The organism is Priestia sp. JSM ZJ58 (genome assembly GCF_044383985.1).
Lineage (GTDB): Bacteria > Bacillota > Bacilli > Bacillales > Bacillaceae_H > Priestia > Priestia zanthoxyli.
In genome coordinates this window covers 1,824,384-1,843,934 of record NZ_JBISEM010000001.1, presented here as the reverse complement: position 1 = coordinate 1,843,934, position 19,551 = coordinate 1,824,384, and the positions used below count along the sequence as shown (strand labels likewise).

At 37.8% G+C, this 19,551-nt stretch carries 22 protein-coding genes; 4 read left to right on the top strand and 18 right to left on the bottom strand.

Going from position 1 to position 19,551, the window contains the following annotated elements; genetic code table 11:
• Positions 1-33: 33 nt before the first annotated feature.
• The 9 genes from ACH6EI_RS09870 to ACH6EI_RS09830 form a co-directional block, all read right to left on the bottom strand.
• On the bottom strand, positions 34-375 hold the full coding sequence (locus tag ACH6EI_RS09870; RefSeq protein ID WP_013057574.1) for a DUF1033 family protein: 342 nt from the start codon (positions 373-375) through the stop codon (positions 34-36).
• A gap of 155 nt (positions 376-530) precedes the next feature.
• Positions 531-764 carry a hypothetical protein gene (locus ACH6EI_RS09865; protein ID WP_028412882.1) on the bottom strand — a complete coding sequence of 78 codons (234 nt, stop codon included), beginning with the start codon at positions 762-764 and terminating at the stop codon, positions 531-533.
• 8 nt (positions 765-772) lie between these two features.
• Positions 773-991: a spore germination protein gene (locus ACH6EI_RS09860; RefSeq protein WP_013083687.1), complete on the bottom strand. Its 219-nt coding sequence runs from the start codon at positions 989-991 to the stop codon at positions 773-775.
• Between the two features lie 109 nt (positions 992-1,100).
• Positions 1,101-1,622 (bottom strand): hypothetical protein, encoded by a 522-nt coding sequence (locus ACH6EI_RS09855; RefSeq protein WP_028412881.1) that lies wholly within the window; start codon positions 1,620-1,622, stop codon positions 1,101-1,103.
• Positions 1,623-1,746: 124 nt separating this feature from the next.
• Positions 1,747-1,986: a YiaA/YiaB family inner membrane protein gene (locus ACH6EI_RS09850; RefSeq protein WP_013057577.1), complete on the bottom strand. Its 240-nt coding sequence runs from the start codon at positions 1,984-1,986 to the stop codon at positions 1,747-1,749.
• A 279-nt stretch (positions 1,987-2,265) separates the two neighbouring features.
• Positions 2,266-2,466, bottom strand: coding sequence for a DUF6501 family protein (locus tag ACH6EI_RS09845; protein WP_013057578.1), 201 nt, complete (start codon positions 2,464-2,466; stop codon positions 2,266-2,268).
• A gap of 79 nt (positions 2,467-2,545) precedes the next feature.
• Positions 2,546-3,319 carry an alpha/beta hydrolase gene (locus tag ACH6EI_RS09840; RefSeq protein ID WP_028412880.1) on the bottom strand — a complete coding sequence of 258 codons (774 nt, stop codon included), beginning with the start codon at positions 3,317-3,319 and terminating at the stop codon, positions 2,546-2,548.
• A 121-nt stretch (positions 3,320-3,440) separates the two neighbouring features.
• The gene (ssuD, locus tag ACH6EI_RS09835) at positions 3,441-4,511 is read right to left on the bottom strand and encodes an FMNH2-dependent alkanesulfonate monooxygenase (protein ID WP_028412879.1); all 1,071 of its coding nucleotides are present in this window, start codon (positions 4,509-4,511) and stop codon (positions 3,441-3,443) included.
• A gap of 218 nt (positions 4,512-4,729) precedes the next feature.
• Positions 4,730-5,605, bottom strand: coding sequence for an STAS domain-containing protein (locus tag ACH6EI_RS09830; protein ID WP_049165233.1), 876 nt, complete (start codon positions 5,603-5,605; stop codon positions 4,730-4,732).
• Positions 5,606-5,735: 130 nt separating this feature from the next.
• Here ACH6EI_RS09830 and corA point away from each other — a divergent pair, with 130 nt between their 5' ends.
• From corA to ACH6EI_RS09815, 3 genes are all read left to right on the top strand, one after another.
• Positions 5,736-6,698 (top strand): magnesium/cobalt transporter CorA, encoded by a 963-nt coding sequence (corA, locus tag ACH6EI_RS09825; protein WP_028412877.1) that lies wholly within the window; start codon positions 5,736-5,738, stop codon positions 6,696-6,698.
• Between the two features lie 431 nt (positions 6,699-7,129).
• Entirely contained in the window at positions 7,130-8,407 is a 1,278-nt protein-coding gene (locus ACH6EI_RS09820) for a polyamine aminopropyltransferase (protein WP_028412876.1), read from the top strand.
• Positions 8,408-8,490: 83 nt separating this feature from the next.
• Positions 8,491-9,225 carry a polysaccharide deacetylase family protein gene (locus ACH6EI_RS09815; RefSeq protein ID WP_099000462.1) on the top strand — a complete coding sequence of 245 codons (735 nt, stop codon included), beginning with the start codon at positions 8,491-8,493 and terminating at the stop codon, positions 9,223-9,225.
• Between the two features lie 28 nt (positions 9,226-9,253).
• On the opposite strand, the gene ACH6EI_RS09810 is transcribed toward ACH6EI_RS09815, so the two are convergent.
• The 8 genes from ACH6EI_RS09810 to ACH6EI_RS09775 all read right to left on the bottom strand — a co-directional run bounded on the left by ACH6EI_RS09810 (position 9,254) and on the right by ACH6EI_RS09775 (position 17,394).
• Complete coding sequence (locus tag ACH6EI_RS09810; protein ID WP_028412875.1) at positions 9,254-9,925, bottom strand: DUF421 domain-containing protein; 672 nt, start codon at positions 9,923-9,925, stop codon at positions 9,254-9,256.
• Between the two features lie 115 nt (positions 9,926-10,040).
• Positions 10,041-10,802, bottom strand: a complete 762-nt coding sequence (locus ACH6EI_RS09805; protein ID WP_099000463.1) for a M15 family metallopeptidase — start codon at positions 10,800-10,802, stop codon at positions 10,041-10,043.
• A 156-nt stretch (positions 10,803-10,958) separates the two neighbouring features.
• Complete coding sequence (locus ACH6EI_RS09800) at positions 10,959-12,026, bottom strand: TolB family protein (RefSeq protein ID WP_028412873.1); 1,068 nt, start codon at positions 12,024-12,026, stop codon at positions 10,959-10,961.
• A 25-nt stretch (positions 12,027-12,051) separates the two neighbouring features.
• Entirely contained in the window at positions 12,052-13,521 is a 1,470-nt protein-coding gene (locus ACH6EI_RS09795; protein WP_099000464.1) for a sensor histidine kinase, read from the bottom strand.
• Positions 13,518-14,210 (bottom strand): response regulator transcription factor, encoded by a 693-nt coding sequence (locus tag ACH6EI_RS09790; RefSeq protein WP_028412871.1) that lies wholly within the window; start codon positions 14,208-14,210, stop codon positions 13,518-13,520. Before ACH6EI_RS09790 ends, ACH6EI_RS09795 begins: the two co-directional genes overlap by 4 nt.
• Positions 14,211-14,331: 121 nt before the next feature.
• A complete protein-coding gene (locus tag ACH6EI_RS09785) occupies positions 14,332-14,523 on the bottom strand; it encodes a hypothetical protein (RefSeq protein ID WP_167387305.1) in 192 nt (63 codons plus the stop codon).
• Between the two features lie 148 nt (positions 14,524-14,671).
• Positions 14,672-16,183: an FAD-dependent monooxygenase gene (locus ACH6EI_RS09780; RefSeq protein ID WP_223546141.1), complete on the bottom strand. Its 1,512-nt coding sequence runs from the start codon at positions 16,181-16,183 to the stop codon at positions 14,672-14,674.
• Positions 16,184-16,218: 35 nt separating this feature from the next.
• Positions 16,219-17,394: a YhgE/Pip domain-containing protein gene (locus ACH6EI_RS09775; RefSeq protein WP_028412869.1), complete on the bottom strand. Its 1,176-nt coding sequence runs from the start codon at positions 17,392-17,394 to the stop codon at positions 16,219-16,221.
• Positions 17,395-17,587: 193 nt separating this feature from the next.
• Here ACH6EI_RS09775 and ACH6EI_RS09770 point away from each other — a divergent pair, with 193 nt between their 5' ends.
• Positions 17,588-18,196 carry a TetR/AcrR family transcriptional regulator gene (locus ACH6EI_RS09770; protein WP_099331108.1) on the top strand — a complete coding sequence of 203 codons (609 nt, stop codon included), beginning with the start codon at positions 17,588-17,590 and terminating at the stop codon, positions 18,194-18,196.
• Positions 18,197-18,237: 41 nt separating this feature from the next.
• On the opposite strand, the gene odhB is transcribed toward ACH6EI_RS09770, so the two are convergent.
• Positions 18,238-19,539 (bottom strand): 2-oxoglutarate dehydrogenase complex dihydrolipoyllysine-residue succinyltransferase, encoded by a 1,302-nt coding sequence (odhB, locus tag ACH6EI_RS09765; protein WP_099000294.1) that lies wholly within the window; start codon positions 19,537-19,539, stop codon positions 18,238-18,240.
• Between the last annotated feature and the right edge of the window lie 12 nt (positions 19,540-19,551).

Genomic DNA, 19,551 nt, shown 5'->3' with positions numbered 1-19,551 from the left:
TTTTATATAAAAAAAACGCCCCGCAGGACGTTTTTATTTAGTACGAAGCATTTTTAATCCTTCTTCATCTTCTTCTAATGAATAGACTTCATCGTTTTTAGCAAATAAAACACCGTGGAAGATTTGAAGATCATCATCACAGGCCTCGCAAAATTCCTTTTCGCCTTCGTTCCAAAAGCTAAAGAGAGCTAGTTCATCACTTCGCACGCTTGCATATTTTTGATGAAATTCATAAATCATCATCGCGTAGTAGCGAAGCGCTTCTTCTTTTTTTTCAAATTCAATGGTTTCAATAATATCTTTTTCCCAGCCTTCTAAAAACAGCCAAGGTTCACAATCACTTTTTATTTTATGAACTCTCCATTTATCTGTCATGATTGAACATCTCCTTACTTACAGCTTACTTCTAAAAATTCTCTTTTCTTTATTATTCAGCAAAAATAACTTTGAATCAAGTAAAACGGAAAAAAACGCCTATTTTTAGGAAATAGGCGCTAACAAGTTGGCTTAATCTGAACTTCTTTTTTATATTAGTAATAGCCCCTTAAACTATAAGGAACTAAACTGCCCGTATAATACTGGGTAACAGGAGGGAAAACGCCGGCTGAAGGCGTGATTTTCCCCCACCAAGATGGTTTTTTGCCCCACCAGTTATCCATCGCTCCATCAGGTGACACGACAAATCCAATTGGACGTGCAAAAGAAGGCATAAAATACGGATAAAACGAATACTGAAAAGGCGTGTAGAAAGAAGAGTAAAACATCTCTTTCCTTATCCGTTTCCGAAGCCGTTTTGGTCAGAACCATCCGGATCGAGCGTATTTGTATTAGAAAGTCCCGAATTTGTATTTACACAAATTCCTGTATTTGAAGACCCTGAACCTTGCGCAGTTTTACTGTTACTTTTTGGAGAAACATAGTACGTGTCGCCAAATGTAACGACTCCTCCTGTAACATTTGGAATCACTACATGATTAATAACAATCGGCATTATCCTCACCCTTTTTATTTTCATCGTGATGTAATATATGAATAATTTATCAAAAGGGTTATAAATTAATGGATATAAATAAAAAATCCCCCTGCAGAGTGGGGTATTTTTACGCTTTTACCTCTTTTTTAGAATGACTTAATTCATCTCGAAGAATATCAAAATCTCGTTCTGCTACTTCTTCAATTTTAGTATACAACTCATTCTCTGTTAGAAGTCCTTTTTCTTCAAGTATTTCGACAAGAGCCTTAAACTTTATTCTAGATAAAAGCATTTCGTTGACCGTGCTCTCTGTTGGACGTTCATTTTTCACTTGTTCTTTTTCTTTAACAGGTTCTTGCTGCAGCTTCACTCTGAAAACAATATTTGTATGATCTGTAATTTCAGGTGACTGATAAAATGTGCTATGCGAAATGTTTTTTAGTGTTAGCGTTTCTTTTGTCTCCATATTTGTTACTTCAAAGTACGGATCCTCAAAAAATGCATCATATTTATCATAAGCTGCTTTGCCTACAACCGAAAAAGAAAAGTTTAGCCTTTTCAACTCTTCACCTGTATTCGCATCAGTAATCATTTTTTCTTCAAACATATCAACGTGAAAATTTACGTTATTAATCATTAGTTGTGTCAATTCAATCGCCTCCTTCTTTATTAATACGACATGGAGTGACAAGTTCCCTGTTTTTTTATATAAAAAAACATCTCCCAAAAATGGGGATGTTTTTCAAAGAGCTAGAAAAATGCTTTTTTTAGCTCTACAATTCTTCTTCTGCTTTGTCATATTTGCGTTCGTGCGCCGTATCTTCTTCGTTATCACGAATGGTTTTTTGGAGCACAAAAGCGGACATCGTTAAGTATAATGTTCCAACAGCATAATAACCTTTTACCGGTAATGATGCATCTAAGGTATAAATTCCTATAAACATAGCTAATAGTGCTGTAATAAAAGCTGTCCATGCTAAAAATGTAAAAGCTGCTGTATTACGCTTTTTCATCGTATGACCTCCTCTTTTCCTTTTTCTGTTAAGCGTCGCTTTCATTTTACATTGTAAAATAATTGTTGTCATGGGTATTTATAGTCAGTTACCCTTTTAATCAGAACAAGAAACGGAAGAATTTAGGTCTTACATCCTATTTTTATCATAAAGCTTTTTTTCGAAATGATGAGATATATGGAATTTCTCTTTAAAAGTATGTTCATTCGTTTTCATTAAGAAAAGCTCCATTTAATTATTGCAATAAAAAAATCATCGCCGAGACGATGATTTTTTTGTTTAGCCTTCAAAGTATTCTTTATAAAAGCCGCCGACTTGGCCAGTGTTATCAACAACAAAATAAAATTCTTCTGTTTCGTTTTTTACATCATATGTTTTTCCTGCTGTTAAAACATTTTCAACCACGAATTTTTTTGCATCTGTATGTATGCATTTTACTTGTTTAATTGTTGGACGATCGTTCCATTCTAAATGAATCATGTATGTACACTCCTTTGTTTTCATTCAAGATTCATTTTATCTTACTTGAAGTAAAAAAGAAACGGAGCGAATTTAAAAATTAAAAAATTCGCTCATGCACTTTTTTTTTGGCAACTGTTGCTTGTACAAACTGTGCCGTTTGTGCAACAATTGTGTCTTTATCAAAATCCATCGACGCAACATGGTAAGAGTTTCGAAGCATGTGCTGTCTTTTTTCTGCTGATTGAATATGGTTTAAGATATAAGCTGAATTCTCAGGCGGTACTACGTTATCAACGGTTGATGTTAGTACTAAAGCCGGGCATGTTACATAAGATAAGCGTTCTTTTGTTTCGTCCATTAAAGAAAGCAGCTCACGCATAGAGCGCACTGGTACTTTGTCGTACGTAATTTCATGTACGTTTGGATCCTTAATATCAGGATGGTCTTCTTTTAAATAACGAGGCGTATGACGAGAGCGGTAAGGCTCCATTGAAGGAATGGACGTCATAGCCGGATTGATTGCAATAACTCCGTCAAGATCTAATCCTTGGCTTGCTGTATGAAAGGTGAGAGTGCCTCCCATGGACTGACCTAAGATAAATACATGACGGCATTCTTGCTTCAAACGCTGATACCCATTTAAAAAGTCTTGCTTCCATTCCTCGTACGTTGTTTGTTCAATATCATAGTAGTGAGTACCATGTCCCGTTAGTCGCAAACCGTACACAGTAAAACCTTTTTTAGCTAATTCTTTTCCGATATATTCCATACTTTGAGGAGTCCCCATAAATCCATGAGAAACAAGTATACCAATGTCGCTGCCTTTATAATAAAAAGATTCTGCGCCTTGAATTACGTCATAACGTTCCATTTTCTTCACCCTTTATCACAAATTTTCTGACTAAATGAACTACCTTTATAATACACCTATAATTCCTATAAGTCAACTAGGTTATTTATTTTTTTACGATTCAAAAAGAACGAAGCAAGAATTATCTCTTGCTTCGTTCTTTTTGAATATGTGGAAATACTAGCTCAGCAAACGTATATGCTTCTTCTAGATGCGGGTATCCTGATAAAATAAACGTATCAATTCCTAGCTCTTTGTACTCTTTTAAACGATCCGCTACAATTTCAGGACTTCCAACAAGAGCGGTTCCAGCTCCTTCTCGTGCTAAGCCGATTCCAGCCCATAGATTCGGAGCAATCTCCAGCGCACCTCGATCTTTTGTGCCGCTGTGCAAACTTGACTGTGTTTTTTGGGCAGTGGAGTCAAATGACGCAAACTTATCTTGAAACGCTTTGATCGTATCATCATTAACATGTTTAATTAATTTATCTGCAGATTCCCACGCTTCGTCTTCCGATTCTCTTACAATAACGTGCAGTCGAATACCAAAGCGAATGTCCCTGCCTTCATTTGCAGCTTTTTCTTTCATCTCATCAATTTTCGTCTTGATCACTGCAGGAGGTTCTCCCCATAACAAATATACATCTGCATGCTTTGCGCCTACTTCTTTGCCCGCTGGAGAAGACCCGCCAAAGTACAGCGGAGGATACGGTTTTTGGACAGGAGGCGACGGAATGTACGCACCTGTTACATCAAGATGTTCTCCTTTATAGTCCACTTTTTTTCCTTCCATTACATCTCGCCAAATCGTTAAAAATTCATCTGTTAACTCGTAGCGTTTATCATGGCTTAAATAGTTACCGTACGTTGCTTGCTCCACGGGATCTCCTCCCGTCACAATATTTAACATAAGTCGGCCGTTTGATATTTGATCGAATGTCGAAGCCATCCGTGCTGAAAGTGTGGGAGACATGACACCCGGGCGAAGTGCAATCAAAAACTTCAGTCGGTTTGTAACGGAAGCAAGTGCCGATGCAATCACCCACGAATCTTCACAATTTGAACCAGTAGGCAACAAAGCACCGTCATATCCTAGATAATCCAGCCCGTGTGCGATTTGCTTTAAGTAGTGAATATCACTTGTTCTACTTCCTTCGGTTGTGCCTAGATAATGTCCGTCGCCTGCTGTAGGGAAAAACCATAAGATGTTCATTTCCATTTCCTCCTAAATATTCTCGTATTCTATATAAAGCGTTTTCATATTATTTGTTCAATTCTTGTCCGCTAATTACAGAGATGCATTTGTATATTAGCGTATGTAATACGACTCTTTTTATTTATTAAATTAGTAAAATCATAATACCTGTTTAACCTATATGTCAAGTATGAATTGAAATAAAAAAACAAGAATTAAAAATAATTCTTGTTTTTTTATTTCCTCATACGTGAAGCCATCGCATTAGCAAGAGTTGATTTTGTTGATATATTTTCAAACGATAAACCTAAATGAGAAGCGGTAATTGCGATTTCAGGACGTACCCCAGAGATCGTTGATTCTACGCCTATTAATTTTAAGGCATCAATCAGCTGGAAAATCTGATGAGCAACCATCGTATCAACAATAACTACTCCTGAAATATCAATATAAAGGTGATTCACTTGCTGTTCAGCACAGCGAGTTAACGTATTCTCTAAAATTCGTCGCGCTCTTGCTGTGTCGATATCCCCAACAAGCGGAAGAATCGCAATATGATCGCTCAATGGAATAACTGGGGAACTCAGTTCGTTAATCAGCTCTTTGTGTGCTTCAAGCAACCGTCTTGAATGCTGATGGTGCTCTTCAACAAATTTATAAACGGTGATATCAAACACGCGTACAATCAATTCGTTCCATTCGTCTAGTTCTTCTTGCGTAATATCTTGGTCATACGCTTCTACAAATTGATTTAAATATGTTAAATACTGTTTTCTAACTCGGAAAAATTCTCGAATAATATAATGAATAGGCGTTCTTACATGCTCTCCGTCTTCCGCAATCTTTAAAATCCACGTTTCAAATGAATCAAAAAATTCTTTTTCACTTTTTATAAATACATCGGCTATGTATAAATGAAATTCATTATTTTGACCTTTTAATACTGAAATGACTTCCGGATGAGTAGATGCATAAACCGATTCTGGGTCATTGTCTTCAAGGCTTTCATACCATTCTTCCGTTAGTTGATCTGCATGTTTTAAGAAAAACATTCGAAGTGCTTCGTTTTTATTCAAAACAATTCCCCTTTCCATACGAGCTACTACTATCATTATAATTCAACTTTTTCCCCCTTACTAGTTTTATAAAAAGAGGAGAAAGAAAATTTTTAAAAAAATACGTTTAGTTTATTGATTTTATGCTACATTGAAAATGGCTATAAAAACACGAAGGAGTTTTCAAATGATACGAACGTTAGCTCTTATGAACGATAACAAACTTGTGAAACATATACAATTAGATCAGATTCACGACCCCTCTATTCAGTACTATTGGATTGACTTTAACTGCCCTTCTGAAGAAGAAGCGCTGCTGCTTCAATCATCCTTTCACTTTCATCCGTTAGCGATTGAAGATTGCTTTCATTTTCTGCAGCGTCCAAAACTCGATTATTATGAAGGATACAGTTTTTTTGTCCTTCATTCGTTAAATCGGCAAACGTTAGAAGCTGAAGAAGTTGATCTTTTTATCGGCGATAATTATATGGTTACTTTTCATTTTCACCCGTCAGCTGCAATTGATAAAGTATGGGAAAAGCTGCTTCATACACCTTCGATTCAAGAAAAAGGAATAAGCTACCTTGCGTATTCTGTGATGGATAAAGTGGTAGATGAATATTTTCCCACTGTATATCAAATTGAAGATGAGCTGAATGATATAGAAAACATAGACGCAAAAAAATCCATCTCTGTTTTAATGGAAGATGTATTTAAACTTCGAAGTGATTTGCTAAAAATCAGAAGAACCATTTTGCCTATGCGCGATTTATTGTACCGTGTTATAAATTCTGAACGCTTAGATGTTCATCCTGAACAAAAAAGGTATTTTAAAGATGTCTATGACCACTTATTAAAATTAGCCGATATGATTGAATCAAACCGGGAAATGACGTCTGATATGCGCGATAATTATCTTTCTCTTAATTCAAACCGGATGAATTCAATTATGATGACACTGACTGTTATTTCATCTATCTTTATTCCCCTTACCTTTATCGTTGGCGTATACGGAATGAATTTTGAAAATATGCCTGAGCTAAAGTGGCACTATGGCTATTTCTTTGTGCTTGGCTTCATGGGATTGATAACGCTTGGTTTAATTCTATGGTTCAAGCGAAAAGGCTGGTTTAATGCTGATAAAGAGTAGAAAGATTGAGACATACCGAAATCAATCCAATGTAAAGATGAATAAATTGGATAAGTGAGCTAGTGCTATCAATTTCCGCGGGCGGCCGATGAGTCTCCTCGTCGCTTACGCTCCTGTGGGGTCTCCCCTGTTCCGCTTTTCCTGCAGGAGTCTTCGCCTTGCTCTCCAATCAACCGCTAGAAATCCTGCCTACATGAAGCCTACGTTCATCCTATCAATGAAAAAATTCGAAAGGTTTCGATTTCTACTAAGAGTATGGATTCATTGTTCGGCTCTTCCTTCAACGAAAATATGTTTGCCTCAACCGCCTTTCTATGCGATGATAACTAGTTATTTCCCAAAAATATTTATAAACTAACGTGCTTGCGTTTCCTTTTTCTAAAAAATTTCATAAGATAGTGAAAATAATGCTCAGAAAGGAGGCTGAAGTAGTGGATATTAAAGGCGAACACTTGCTAATGGATGCGTTCGAATGCGATGAAGTGATATTAAATGATCCCTCACTTTTAAGGCAAATTCTTATTGAAGCTGCACTAGATGCAGAGATGGAAGTTTTGCACTGTTATTTTCACCAGTTTACGCCCCACGGCATTACAGGCATTCTCGTATTAGCTACCTCTCACTTGTCTATTCATACTTGGCCGGAGGAAAACTACGCTTCATTAGATTTTTATACGTGCGGAGACAAAGAAATAATTGAAATTGGTTATGCGTTGCTGAAGCAATTAGCTTCAAAAAAAGCTGTTGTATATTCAATTTCTCGCGGAATTCAACACGTCGAAACGCCAACAAAAAATCGTCAGCATGCTGAAAGCACTCGTCTTCTCGATCGTGGAGATGACTCAGATCACGTTAGTCTACAGCAGATCTTATCAGGCCAGCATGACATTTTGTTTCATCAGAAAAACAGTATTCAAGATATTCAGCTGATTAAAGCATCTGATATTCGAATGTATTTGGATGAACAGCTGCAATTTAGTTCATTGGATGAACATGCGTACCATGAAGCTCTTGTACACCCTATCTTTGCAGCTTCCTTAAGTCCTCGCCGCATTCTTATTCTGGGCGGTGGAGATGGTTTAGCTTTACGAGAAGTCCTTAAATATAAGAAAGTTAAAGAAATAGACCTTGTGGAAATAGATGCTGACGTTGTAAATGCTGCGATGAATATAAAAGAATTAAAGAAGTTAAATCAACGCTCATTTGAAGATTCTCGTGTCACCGTTCATATTCAAGATGCTGTTGACTACCTCTCTTTGAATTCAGCGTTTTATGATATTATCATTGTCGACTTTCCAGATCCTACTAACAAAAAAATAAGTGCTCTTTATACAAAAGAATTTTACGAACTTCTCCAACGTTCACTATCGCGCAGCGGCTTGGTCGTGTGTCAGTCAAATTCTCCTAGAGACACACCTATCGTTTTTTGGAGCATTAATAAGACGATGAAAGCTTCTCAGTTTTATACGTTGAGCTACCACACCATTATTCCCTCTTTTGGAGATTGGGGTTTTCACATCGGCTCGAAAACATCTTTGTCTGCCCCTATACTCTCTACTGATGTTTCATCTACTACGCTGCCATCAGACTTTACTAAGTTAATGCGTTTTTCTCCTCATTCTCTTTCTAAAAAACAGTTTGCCGTTGTGAACTCTGCTGAGCACTTGGTTCTGCATAAAATATTTAAAAAAGAAGGCTTATATTTGTAAAAAAGAAAGCTTGGCTTATACATTCCTTTTCTTTTGACATACTAAGATAGTCTCGTCATCACTGCGCGTTAGAAAGGATTGTTATGAGAAAAATTTCGGTTTTTGTTATCTTATTGCTAACTGTTATTTTCCCTTCCCCCGCTTTTAGCCAAGTGAAAGTACCTATACTGATTTACCACTCTATTGATTCCTACACAGGCCACGGGGAAAAAGAACTGTATGTGACACCTGAAAATTTTGAGAAACAGCTTCTTTATCTTAAAAAGCAAGGATATACGCCGCTAACATTTGAAAAATGGCAGGAGCTGAAGCGTGTAAAAAAGCCTATATTTATCACATTTGACGATGGATATAAAAATAATCTTACTATCTTGCCTATTTTTCAAAGAGCAGCCAGCCCTCAGTTTCATCCAGCGGCTACAATTTTTGTGATTTCAGATTTTATTGGCCGTCCCAACCGTTTGTCTCCAGCGGATCTAAAAAAATTTGTTGATTCAGGATTTTTTTCTATTCAGTCTCATACCGCTACTCATCCGGATTTAACTAAGACGAAAAATTTATCCTATGAGCTAGCTGAATCAAAGCTGAAAATTGAAGCCATCACGAGCCAGCCCGTTATTGCTCTTGCTTACCCTTACGGAAAGGTCAATAGCCGCGTAGTCGAAGAAACAAAAAAGAATTATACATTTGGTCTTTCAACGATTCCAAAATTTTTTACTGAAAGTGGACAAAAAAATGAAAACTATCTTATTCCCCGTCTGTACGTCACGTATTCTACAACGATTGAGGATTTTGCTAAGCTATTAAAAGAAAGCTAAAAACCCTTTCCTTAAAAGGAAAGGGTTTTTAGAATTTTGTTATTTCTAGTCCTCGCTCTTGCTGCCATTCAGCATAAAAAACTTCGCTGTATTCCTTTATTTTCTTGATTGCCAGCTGTTTTTTTAACCACTTTTCATCTACGTTTGCTTCTTTCAAATTGCCAGGCACTACTTTTCCATCCATGATTAAAGCAATAGGTAAATTAGTTTGAGAATAAGGGATGTTTAAATCATTTTTCGTCGGAGGGCCGAATTCATGTTTAGGAGCGACGCTCACCTCTCCATTCGTTTCTAAAATGACATATTCTGCTTCATACAGTGAAAAATACCCTTGCTGTCTCATTAGATGCTGAAGCTGATTCAAATCCAAGTTGTTTTTCTTAAGCTCTTTATAATGAATTTTCCCTTTATAAATAATCATTGAAGGCTTGCCTTCAAGAACTCCCCTAAATCCTGTAAAGGTTTGAGATAGCTTTGTCACTGCGTAGATCAGAAGCCCCCAAATCAAAACGCTATAAAGAATTTCAGTTAACTCTACTCCTTTTTCAAGAGCTGCATCCCCTACAATATTTCCCAGGACAAGCGTTGTAATAAAGTCAAACGGAGTGATTTGAGCAAACTGCGTCTTACCTAAAAGCTTCAGCATAATAAATAGCGCTAAAAATCCACATATCAGTTCAATCGCAATATCTTTATACATTGATACCCTTCCTCTATAGCAAGCATGTTATAGTATCAGTTTGTATCATATGTGAGAGTGATAAACCTGACTTTTCATTTTTCTTTCCTTCGTTTTCCAGCTATAGAACTTTTGATTAAGCTTTTGTCTTACTTGCATAGGTTTCTAACGTTATATATTGATTAAAAATGGATGCGGCTGCTTTTTTTCCTACATATCTAAGGTGCCATGGTTCGTATTTATAACCGGTAACTTCTTCTTCACCTTGAGGATATCGAATAACGAATCCGTATTGATACGCATGTTTTGAAAGCCAATGAGCTTCTAGTGTATCAGCAAAGCAGTCTGCCGCAGCACATATTCCCTTTCCTCCTGTGACATCGATTGCTAGTCCCGTTTCGTGTTCACTCGTTCCTGGGTAGGCGCTATAGGTGCGTGCTTGTTCTTCACCGTCTCGCTTTGCGTAAAATGCAAAAAGCTCTTTTTGCCGCTCGTGAGATCGATAACCAGATACGCCAAGTAAGCTGATCCCCTCTTTTTCAGCATCTCGGAAAAGTTCTTCAAGCGCTTGTGCCGCAGGCTTTCTAAGCATTCGTTTTTCTATTTTTTCGTTAAAGATAAACGGAACGTCGGCATAGACTAAATCGGAAGGCTGGTAAGATTCAGGAAGCTGATGCTTCTTATTAACTAAAGCCGTAACCGATTCTGGATTGGCTATTACCACTGTTTCGTCTACATTAGATTTCGTTAAAGATGAAGAAGCTGATGAGCTTTCTAGTTTTTGAGCCTGTCCATTTTTTGTGAATTCTCCGACAGGCTTTGATGAAGAATTGCTTGTGCCGCACCCTGCTATCATCAGCGCAAAAGCTAAAGAACAAATAAATAAAAAGTATTTCATGATGTCTTACTCCTTTCACATGGCTTTTGATACGCTATAAAAGCCTGTAAAGAAAGAATAAAACATAAATGTTTCTGTCTTTTATTCAGTTGTTTCAAACTTGTAAACACTCTTAAAGAAGTTTAGTATGCGTAAAAAAAAGACTGCCTAAGCAGTCTATTTCAAAAAGATAATATACGTATGAACTTGATTTTGCGTAAAGCTCGATGCAACTAGTTTATTTCCTGATTGACTCCAAGCAAGCTGATCAGCGGCATAGTCTAAATTTACGTTTAAGTGTGTAACATCTCCTGTTAATCCATCTGCTATGAATATCCCTTTATCTCCCTCTTTTTCAGAAATAAAATTATAAGCTAATTTCGAACCGTCGGGAGACCAGCTGACACCAAAAATTTGAGTGGACAGAGCAAGCTGAAAGGCCTCTGATCCTTTTAAATCTGTGATAGACAGCGTTCTCGTTTGGGCATCTTTTTGCTGAACGAGCGCTAATTGCTTTCCATTTGGAGACGGGATAATAGAAACCACATTATCTCGGATTTTTTCAGGGTCCGTCTGTTCGTTATGAAGAAAAAAAAGCTGGTTGTTTACACCAATATAATAAATGCCACCTATCCCTTTAACTGCATCTAAGATTCGATCGTCTCTGTGCAATAGAGGTTCTGCTTTTCCTTTTACATTTGCTTTAGAAAGCTTTCCTTCCATTGTAATAAACATTACTTCTGAATTATTAAGCCACTCTCCGCTTGATGGGTAGAGAAGAACATTCTTGATTTCAACTGTTTTTTTTGTTTGAACGTTCATTATATAACCAAATGTATCTTCGCCTTTTGCAACTTTATAAAAAAGATATTTGCCATTTGGAGAAAGCTTCGCCGCATGTTGAATTTCATTGCTTGGATGCAACACAAAAGTAGACTTGTTTTTTAGATTATAAGTAGCTAAATTCTGCGCATATACCTCTTTGGGACCGAAATCGTGCGACCGAAATTGTTTATTTTCTTGACTAACAATCACTGTGTTTTCATTCAAAAATTGAAACGCTCTTACTCCGTTAATATCTTGAACGTCTTTCACTTCTATTTTTCCATCTTGATCTACGTGGTCCAATACAGTAATTTTCTTGTCTGGTTTTTCAACCGTTTCTCTATGACCTTCTCCTTGGCCGCATGATGCTAAAATAAGAAAAGTGCTTGCGATATATATCATTAATCTATACCGTTTCAATAACGGTTCACTCCTTTTAGCTAACTCAGTTCTCGTTTTTTAAAGGAAACGACACTTTAAAAGTTGTCCATGTAGAGTCAGAATGATGCAGCTTGATAACACCGTTTTGTTTTTCAGTTAAATCTTTGGCTAATGCTAAGCCAAGACCTGTTCCTCCGGATAAACGCGACCGATCTTTATTTACGGTGAAAAATGGTTGGAATAATTTCTCTTCTGCTTCGGGTGGAATTCCTATTCCAGTGTTGGCTACATCTACAATGATAGAATTCTCTAAAGTATAAGATGCTACTTCCACTTTTCCTCCGGGTTCATTATATTTAATAGCATTGTCAATTAAATTAATAAAAATGTGTATTAAGCTTTCGCGATCAGCCCAAACAACCGCTTCTTTTATATTTGTATGAAGAGTCAAATCAAATTTAGCAGCTTTTCCTTTCATACGATCGCATATGTCTTCTAGAAGCCGTTTCAATTCAACTTGCTCTGGTCGCTGCTCGAAATCATATTTCTCAAGTGCTGAAAGCTTTAAGATTTTATCCACCATTTCATGGAGGCGATTCGTTTCTTTACGAATGTTTTGCACACCGTCTTCCATAAGCTGAGGATCATCTCGATACATATCAAGTAAGTCAACATAAGCTTTGATCGATGTTAAAGGCGTCTTAAATTCGTGGCTAATGTTACCGATAAACTGCTTTTGCTGCTGTTCGAGAGACTGCAGTTTCGAAATGGCGAACTCAAGCTTTCTTTTTTCGTTATTCATTTGATCGATGTTTTTTTCAATCGACGTACTCATAAAAAACAAGCCTTGACTGAGCTCTCCGAGTTCATCGCGCCGTTTGAAGGGCACATGAGTTAAATAATGGCCTTTTCGAATCTGCTGTGAAGTTTTTTGAAGCGTAGCGATGAGAGAAGCAATGCGATAAAAATAAGCATAGCCAATTAAAAAAGCTGCTGCCGCTGCAATCGTTCCCCCCATACGAAATAAGTGCCTAATGTCAGCTATAAACTGCTGATTATTTTTTAGGGAATGGTCAAAACGAAGGACTCCAATAAATTGATTCTCGATTGACACAGGTGCAAAGTAAATAAGGGAAGAACCCGAGATTTGATAGGCTATTTTTCCTTTCAAAGCATAGCTAAGCGTATCAGAAACATCCACATCTTTTTGGCCGATGGGAATAGAGCTTCCTGCTTCCTGTCCTTTTTGATTATATAGGACTGTTTGCATTCCGCTTTGTGATGCAATTGAAGATGCAAGGCGCTGTCCTTTTTGCTGAAGAAAGGAATCTTTATTCAGAGACGGGTCACCTGTTACATAACTTTGATGAATCGTTTGCTCCGCTGCTTTGCTTTTTTGAATAAGTTCACTTTCTAGCTGATCACGCTGATTGGTCTCAATTCCTTTTAATACGAGTACGCTCAGTACGGTTACTGTTAAAATAATTAAAAAAGCAAGAACGAGTCCCATCTTAGCTTTTAGGCTGATTTTCATTCATTGATCCCTGCAGTCGCTTTATATCCAACCCCGTATACCGTTTGAAGCAAATAAGGCTCTGCTTCTCCTACTTTTTTTCGAAGGCGCTGCATGTGAATATCTACCGTACGTGTACCGCCTGCATAATCCATTCCCCAGACAAGATCTAGTAAATCTTCTCGTGTGTACACTCTCTCTAAATTGGCAAGCAATAAAGCAATAAGATCAAACTCCTTTGGTGTAAGCTTAACTAACTCATTGGCAACATGTAACGTGCGCTGAATTAAGTTCACTTTCACTTTTCCCACCGTGATTTCTCCCACAGCTTCAGGAGCTTCATTTTTTTCTATTCGCCGAACAAGTGCTTTAGCTCTAGCTACAAGTTCTCTTACATCAAATGGCTTGGTCATGTAATCATCAGCGCCTAACTCTAAACCTAGAACTTTATCGACGATATCATTTTTAACCGTTAACAAGATAATCCCCATTCCTCTTCGATTCTCAAGTTTTCGGCATACTTCATAGCCGGTTAGTTTTGGCATCATCACATCTAATATCATCACGTCAGGTCGAAAGCTTTTTACTTTTTCAAGTGCTTCTTCACCGTCAGATGCTGTGTCTACAATATATCCTTCGCGCTTGAAAGCATAAGATACCGCTGTGGCAATACTTTTTTCATCATCTACTACTAAAATCCTTTTATTCAATGTATCACGTACTTTCATTTGATATTTCTCTTCGTCTATCTTATCAAACAGCTTTAGCAAAAACATCTCCAAGTTGTTTCGAAATTGTAAACAAAAATAAAGAGATTGAGACATAACAAAATCAATTCAATCTAAAGATGCACAAATGAGATAAAGGAGGCTTAGTATGGAGCGCTTTTGACACCGCGGTTGATTTCCGTGCAAGGCTTCGCTTTCCGCGGGCGGCCGCTGAGCCTCCTCGTCGCTTGCGCTCCTGCGGGGTCTCACCTGTTCTGCTTTTCCTGCAGGAGTCTGCGCCTTGCCCTCCAATCAACCGCTTGAGTAAACTAAACAGATGAAATCTACGTTTACATGACCATAAAAAAATCCGAATAAAGTTGATTTTCCTTGAAGAGTCTCGATTCATCGATCCAATTTTCTTTTAGCTAAAATCATGTTGTCTTAGCTTTTTATTAGCGTTATTATTCATTTGTAAAAGGAAGGATTTTATGAGTATTCAAATATTGATAAAGAAGCTCTATACGCTGTTCGCTGCTAATAAAACCGATATACCCGTCCGGTCTAATAACATACAGTGCATCTTTTTGAAGCCCTGCTTTCTTCATATAGGGGTTCCAAGAAAACTCATGCAAAGAGAAGCCTTTTTCTCTCATGCTCTTTTTTAGCTTCTGTGCTGCTGTTCCATAGACGTGTATTTGCCAGTTTAAGGACTGTAAAGATTCAAAATTCCCTTCCACATAAGGTAACCGATCACCACTTTGCACATTTGTCCCTTGTCCGCTGCTTAGGTTACTATTTCGATATTTAATGCGGATTTGAGATAAAATTGTAAATGCTTTGTGACGGGGATAAGGAAAGCGAAATAAAAAGGATAGTACAGGCGGAAAGATATGCTTTCTAAAAAATTGACTCGTTTTATCTCTTGCCACCATTCGCTTAAAAGCGCGATCAGTTGTATTTACAAGCAGCTCTGCAAAAGGTAACCTTTCTTCTTCGTATGTATCTAATATGGAAAGTGCCGCTTTGTGTTGAAGGACAGCTGCTAATTTCCATGAAAGGTTGATTGCATCTCCAATTCCTGTGTTCATTCCTTGGCCGCCTGCAGGACTATGAATATGGGCTGCATCTCCACTTAGAAAAATACGCCCTTGTCGGAAACGACTTGCTACTCTGTGATGGATATTGTATGTTGAGAACCAATTTATATTTTCAATCTCAGCACCAAATGTTTGTTGAAGAAAAGTTTGAATATTTTCAGCTTTTATATCGTTTTGATCCAAAAGAGCTGAAGGAATAATGCCGATCATTCGATACGTTCCTTTACTTCTAACAGGCATACAAATCAAAAATTCTTCATTGCTAAATGAAATACTGATTTTTTGATCCTTCATCACTTCACCAGAGCCGTGAACATCCATCACATAAAAATGCTGTTTATATTTTTCTCCTTTAAACTCTATATTCATTTGTTTACGAACTGTACTGTGTGCTCCGTCACATCCACAAATATACTTAAAATAAGCGGTTTCCTCTTGCTGGGCTTTTAATAAAGTTTTTATCCCTTCTCCGTGTTCAGCTAGAGATAGTAACTCCGTCTTCCATTCTACTTCAATCCCAAGATTTTTTAATTTTTCAAGCAGAAACCGCTCGTGGTCGTCCTGTGGAAATGTAAGAACAAAAGGAAAAGGACTTAATCCTTCTCCTAAAGATCCTAGATGAACTTTTGCTTTTATTTTATTCTTTACTCGGACGTATACATCTTCCATCTTAATCCCGCGGTCTATGACTTCATCTGCAAAACCGAACTGCTGATAAAATTCAAGGGTTCGCGGTAAAATAGCCATTGCCCGGGAGGCTTGCCCAGGCCCTTCGTTTCTATCAATAATTCGAAAAGAAATGTTATGTCTTGCTAAATTATAGGCCATCACAAGGCCAGTAGGTCCGGCACCAACGATTAGGATTTGTGGCTTCATCATTATCTCTCCTTCTCATTCAGTTGCAGTATCTTTTATATTGAGCGAGACTTCTCTTTTTTTACAGAAGATGCAGGTAAAGCAGAAGCAAACAGAGCACACAAACTTATTAAAGAGATAAGAGCTAGAGCAGATACAGAATGATTCCATGTCAGATGTTCTCCAAAGAAAAATAGTTCTCTTACGCCATCTACCATAAACCTCATTGGCAGCCATGGATAAATCCACTCTCGATAAAAATCAGGCATAATTTCTGGGGCCATTGGAAGCAGCGGTGCGCCAAAAAATAGAATAATAACGAAAATCGGAAGTCCCTTTAGTCCTAACCATGAAAGTGCGGCTGATATCAAGGTGAAAAAACTGAAGTAAGCAATAGCTAAGAATAGTGCTGTATCCAAAAATGAAGGAACGCTTATTCCAACTACTTCAGCTAGCCACGCTAGCCCGAAACCTGCAGCTAAAGCAAGTGTAGCACCAATGATTACGAACCCTACTTGGTTAACAATTTTCTCTTTGCGAGAAGAAAACGTGATTTTGTGGATGCTGAGGAAGACAACTGCTGCCCCTGCTATGCTTGCCATCCACAGCGGCTGAAATAATGAAACGGGGGCATTTCCGTTGACACTATGAGTCCCTGTTTTATTGACGTTTATCACTGTCTTTTGAATCGGTACAGCGAGTGCTAATGCTTGGTTTGCACTTAGTTGCGTTCCGCTTTGTTCAAATCTTTTCACTAGCTGCAAGCGCATATTTTCATTCATCTGATCAACTGCTCCGTTTAGCACCTGACTGGCTAGTGTTGAAGCAGCTGTATTCATTCCTTGATTCACTAACAATCTAATAGCAGGTGCCTCAGGCTGAGCCGTCTGAAGAGTCACCTGTTTTTTGGTGAAATCTTTTGGAATGATAAGCGCTCCGTAGTATTTTTGATTATTTAACCCTTTTTCAACTTCTTTAGTAGTTGATACAAAAATCCATTTAACCGAAGACTGTTCAGCGCTTGAACTCTTCATATTTTGTTTTATATGATCTCCTATATTTACCTTACCCTTTGCTGGAACTGTCATTCCTTCGTCGGCATTTACAAATGCGATTGGCAAATTCTTAGGTGCTTGGCTTACTGAAGGAATTAACGTTAGGGTAAAAATGAAAATAACTGCTACCACTATAATTGGTGAAAGATATATAAGCTTTTGGTTACTTAATTTCATATAGATATTCCCTTCTTTAAGCATATACACGTTGACGGAAAGATAATGTACATGCTGTTGATTAGTGATCACTATGTAAATTATAATAAATTTACCTGCATTCTCAATATGCAATAATCATGGGAATGTCGCTTACTTAACACAAAACACATAACTGTTCATTATTAAAGAAAAAAGTAGGTGTTTAAAAACTGTGGGGAATTCAAAAACAGATCGTAGAATTATTCGAACGAAGAAATTTATCCGAGATGCTTTAACAGAATTAATGGAAGAGAAAGGATTTGAAGGCGTAACGGTCAGAAATCTGACGAAAAAAGCCGATATTAATCGAGGAACTTTTTATTTACACTACCAAGACAAATACGATTTGCTTGAAAAAAGTGAAAATGAAGTCATTCAAGAAATAAAAGAATTTATCAAAAAAGCAAATCCAAATGAGATTGTATCTGCTAATTTGAAAGAACAGCCTTTGCCGTTTATTATTGCGCTTTTTGAATATATTCAAGAGAATGCGCGTTTTATGCAGGTTATGCTTGGTCCAAAAGGCAACCCTGGCTTTCATCTTAAAATTAAAGAAGTTATGAAAACCAATATACTGGAAAAATTAGAGCTCATGGATAGTAAAACGCCTCCGCTTGTTCCACTTGAACATTTAATGTCTTATGTAACGTCAGCCCATCTTGGCGTCATTCAGCACTGGCTAGAACAAGATATGAAGCAGTCACCTAGAGAAATGGCTCTGACACTCGCTAGCATGACTTTTTTGGGTCCTGCTTATGTTGCAGGCATTAAGCGAACATAAAAGAACCTGCTATTCTCTCGGAGAATAGCAGGTTCTTTTTATTAACCTTCTAGTAATAAAGATTCTGGATCTTCTAATAGTTCTTTAACAGTAGCTAGGAAGCTTACGGCTTCTTTGCCGTCAACGATACGGTGATCGTAAGAAAGTGCAATGTACATCATCGGACGATTTTCGATACGCTCTTCATCAATTGCTACCGGACGAAGCTGAACTTTGTGCATTCCTAAAATACCAACTTGAGGCCCGTTTAAAATTGGTGTAGACATTAATGAACCGAATACACCGCCGTTTGTAATTGTGAACGTTCCACCTTGTAAATCTTTTAATGCTAATTTGTTGTCGCGCGCTTTTTTCGCTAAATCAACGATAGATCCTTCGATACCAGCGAATGTTTTACGGTCAGCATCACGTACAACTGGAACAACAAGACCGTCTGGAGCTGACACAGCAATACCAATATCGTAGAATTTTTTAATTAATAACTCGTTGCCTTGAATTTCAGCATTTAATAATGGGTATTTTTTAAGTGCTGCTACTACTGCTTTTGTGAAGAATGACATAAAGCCAAGTCTTACGTCGTGCTGTTCAAAGAATTTGTCTTTGCGTCGTTTACGAAGAGCCATAACAGCCGTCATGTCTACTTCGTTAAACGTTGTCAACATAGCCGCTGTTTGCTGAACTTCAACGAGACGTTTGGCAATTGTTTGACGACGACGTGACATACGTTCGCGTTCAACAGGTTTGTCGCTATTTTCACTTGCCGCTGGAGACGGAGATACCGGGTTAGCTGGCTTACTTGCTTGTGCCTGCTGTTTTTGCTCATTTGATTTTTGATCTGCATATGAATCAATATCATGTTTACGCACACGGCCAAGAGGATCAGTAGTTGGTACTTGATCTAGCTTGATTCCACGTTCTCTTGCTGCTTTGCGAGCTGCAGGAGAAGCAATCAGCCATTGTTTTTGATTTCCTTGTTGAGGCGCTTCAGCTGCTGGCGCTACTTCTTCAACTGTTTTTTGCTGAGCTGGAGCAGCTTCTTGTTTTGGTGCTTCTTCTGCTGGTTTTTCTTCAGCTTTTGGTGCTGCTGGTGCTGGTGCTGAAGCTCCTTCTTTCGCTTCAAGACGTGCAATTGTTTCACCAACTTGCACTGTGTCGCCTTCGCCAGCAAGAAGTTCTGTTAGCACACCAGAGTCTTCAGCTGTAATTTCAACGTTAACTTTATCTGTTTCAAGTTCAACGATATAATCGCCTTTTTCAACGAAATCTCCTACTTGTTTTAGCCACTGTGCAACTGTTCCTTCAGAAATTGATTCTGCTAATTCCGGTACTTTAATCTCTCCCATGATTCATTCCCC